The organism is Pseudovibrio sp. Ad46, from assembly GCF_001623065.1.
Taxonomy (GTDB): domain Bacteria; phylum Pseudomonadota; class Alphaproteobacteria; order Rhizobiales; family Stappiaceae; genus Pseudovibrio.
On sequence record NZ_LMCG01000023.1, the window covers coordinates 1 to 2512 of the forward strand.

Consider the following 2512-nt stretch of genomic DNA (forward strand, 5'->3'; position numbering starts at 1 on the left):
GGTCTTGCAAGGCCGTGACCGGCCTGAGCGCTCGTCAGATGCACTGCATGAAGATCTGTCCGAAGAGCTGGAGATCCGGGGCTTTCTGGATCAGTTTCCCGGCCACCGCTTGATGGTCAGGCCAGGGGAACAGTCGCACAAGGAGATATTCTGATGGTCTATCCGCTCGCAGAACAACGCATGGCAGCAGAGCTCATCAACCCACGCCAGGATGAAGCTGTCGTGATGGATATGGAGCTCTTTGCGCAAGCGGTGGTAGATAGCCATCAAAGCCTTGGAGTAACAACGGGTGGTGCCCTTGACCTAGCGAGCCTGCCAGTGCTGCTACGCGATATGAAGGGTGGTCAGACACTCCTGAAGGAAATCGGCCTGCAGGGGCGCTATTACACCAAAGTGGTGAACGGCAAGACCTACGTGGTGTTTAAGGGATACTCCGCCTTGCGTGAGACCTTGAAGGGCACACGGTATCTGTCCACCTCGCCGAAAGTCATTGCGTTTGGCATTGGCCCAGAGGCACTTAAATCTGCAGGAAGGTCCAATGCGATCATAATGATCACCTGCTATGTCGCACTCGATGTGATGCAGTTCGTCATGAGTGATGAGCAGCTCTATCACGAGCTGTTTGCCAACATCATTACCGACGTTGCTATTGGTACGGTCGCGATGGCCGCGGGAGCTCTGGCAGCAGCAGGAGCTGTTGCTATTGCTGGTACAATTACTGCGATTGCTCTGCCTGCAGTCGTTGTGACCGGAGGGGCAATCATTGTGGGGCTCTATGTCGGGCACAAGTTAAGTGAGCTATCAGAAAGCTATCAGATTAAGAAAAAACTCGGCGCAGCCTTGCTTTGGACTGGCCAAGCTGTCGCTCATGGAGTTCAGGAAGTCGGCAAGGTCATTCATGCTGCACATGTTGCCATGAAGCAGAAAGTGGAAGAGTTTGAACGTCGCAGCAACCGCTTTATGAACCAGTTGGAACGTGAGACCATCTGGCATTTTGGCGGTCCAGATTTGTATAATCAGCTCTATCGGAGACACTGATGTTGGGGTGGGTGATTGATAAGGGCACACTTGCTGGTCGTTGGGTCGGTCAGGACATTCGTCGCCTCCATGCAGTGATGCTCCTTCTCGATTTGATAGGAATTTCCGCCTGCTTGGATGTAATGCGTCCCGCGCTTCTAGCCATTTTTGCTCAGCCTCCTGAACCTGAACTGTTACAAGTTGTCCGCGGTAGATCCCGTTTTTTGCTGGCTGGAGCAGCATTACCTATGCTTCACCTTGCCATTACTCCTTGGGGGCAACATTGGATTAAGCGGTCAGCCCAAAGCTTCTCAGTCGTGTTCTTAATCGTTGCTGTCGGCGGAGCATTTCTCGGATTGGTAATCACCGACTATGCGCGCGCGCAGGCGATCCTTGTAGGGTATCGCTCTTGCGACCAAACGTTCCTGAATGACTTCCAGCGCAAGAACGAAGTACTGGTTGCTCCCGGTATGTTGTGTCCGCCAACCTCTGCTGCTGGAAAACCCTATCCGCCGCCGGGGTGAAGCCCTAACGAAGCCCGCCAGACCACTCTCAATACTTGTACGTCCTTTGTTTTTTCTTTTGCCAGTGAGTTTGTTATGAATGCTATTGTCCAAATCCCGCAGCTCTTCCAGGAACAAGATCTGGCCTTCACCTTTGCCGCTCCTGCGCAGCCCAACTCGGAGTTGCTGGTCACGGGGTTCTCGGCAACTGAACGCCTTAATGGGCTCACACAGATCCAGATTGAGCTTGCCAGCCATGACAATGCGCTGGACTTGCATGGCCTGCTGGACACGCCCGCTACGCTGACCATCCATCATAAATACGAGGGCCTGCGCCATCTCTCCGGGGTGATTGCTGAGATTGCTCGCGGTAATGAAGGCCATCACCGCACCAGTTATTCGCTGACGCTGCTGCCCAGTCTGCACCGTTTAGCTCACGGCTCTGACTGCCGGATCTTTCAGAAAAAGAGCGTGCCCGAGATCGTCAAGATCCTGCTGAAGGAGCACGGCGTCGAGGATGTGAAGTGGGATCTGACAGACACCCACGCGGCCCGCGAATACTGCGTGCAGTACCGGGAAAGTCACTTAAGCTTTTTAGAGCGCATCACGGCAGAGGAAGGCATCTGGTACTACTTCACCTATGGTACCAACGGCCAGCATACACTGCAGTTCATTGATAACCCACAGATTGTCTCGCAGCTGCCGGACCAGCCAAAGTTGGAGTACAACAGCATGGCGGGCGGGGCTGTCAAAGGTGTCTATTGCTCCAGCTTTGTCCTGCGTGAGCAGCTGCGAGCCACCAGCTTCATGCAGCGCGATTATTCCTTCAAGAACCCACCTTACAATCAGCAACACGCCCACCAGCGCGGTGAGGACAACGGTTCAGCTGGAGACTATGCGCTCTATGAGTATCCCGGGCGCTACAAGGCCGATGGTGTTGGCAAGCCGTTCACAAAACACCGGCTGGAGGCAGCACGTGTTGAGGCCAAGAA

At 54.2% G+C, this 2512-nt stretch carries 3 protein-coding genes; all 3 read left to right on the plus strand.

What is annotated here, in order from left to right; translation table 11 throughout:
- The first annotated feature begins 153 nt into the window (after nucleotides 1–153).
- Entirely contained in the window at nucleotides 154–1038 is an 885-nt protein-coding gene (locus tag PsAD46_RS05005) for a hypothetical protein (RefSeq protein WP_063292596.1), read from the plus strand.
- Nucleotides 1038–1541 carry a hypothetical protein gene (locus tag PsAD46_RS05010; protein WP_063292597.1) on the plus strand — a complete coding sequence of 168 codons (504 nt, stop codon included), beginning with the start codon at nucleotides 1038–1040 and terminating at the stop codon, nucleotides 1539–1541. The genes PsAD46_RS05005 and PsAD46_RS05010 overlap by 1 nt, the downstream gene beginning before the upstream one ends.
- A 75-nt stretch (nucleotides 1542–1616) precedes the next feature.
- On the plus strand, nucleotides 1617–2512 hold an 896-nt coding region (gene tssI, locus PsAD46_RS05015; RefSeq protein WP_153040691.1), incomplete at its 3' end, for a type VI secretion system tip protein TssI/VgrG.

What these genes read in the sequence shown, in the direction of transcription:
- PsAD46_RS05005 (WP_063292596.1), top strand. Translation starts at nt 154, where the DNA reads ATGGTCTATCCGCTCGCAGAACAACGCATGGCAGCAGAGCTCATCAAC.
- PsAD46_RS05010 (WP_063292597.1), top strand. Translation starts at nt 1,038, where the DNA reads ATGTTGGGGTGGGTGATTGATAAGGGCACACTTGCTGGTCGTTGGGTC.